The sequence below is a fragment of the Bartonella sp. P0282 genome, assembly GCF_048452985.1.
GTDB lineage: Bacteria > Pseudomonadota > Alphaproteobacteria > Rhizobiales > Rhizobiaceae > Bartonella > Bartonella choladocola.
In genome coordinates, this window is the sequence record NZ_WTFO01000014.1 from 1 (window position 1) to 366 (window position 366).

Genomic DNA, 366 nt, shown 5'->3' on the forward strand with positions numbered 1-366 from the left:
ACGGACAAAGATAACAAGGAGATAGATACAACTGGTCGTGCCGTTAATCTGTCGGAAATTCAAGAGTCACCGGATGGCACTTATACAGCCACATTAAAAGGCACGCTTGCCGGAATTTATAAAATTACACCGAAGGTTTCTTCTGCTGCTGTCGGAACTCTTGAAGCTGAAGTGACATTGACAGTCGGTAAAGTCGATGGGGGAAAAGGCAATTCGGAATTTAGCGCAGATCAGGCATCCATTCCAGCGGATGGAACTGAACAATCAACACTCACCTTTAAAGCGAAGGATGCTTATGGCAATCTTGTTGCAGGATTAGGCAATGACCTTACCTTTGACATTGTTGACGGGGGTGGTAACAAGCCG

1 protein-coding gene is annotated in these 366 nt (G+C 45.6%); it reads left to right on the forward strand.

Annotated elements, in window-relative coordinates; genetic code table 11:
- On the forward strand, positions 1 to 366 hold a 366-nt coding region (locus tag GQS64_RS11960; protein WP_198231763.1), incomplete at both ends, for an invasin domain 3-containing protein.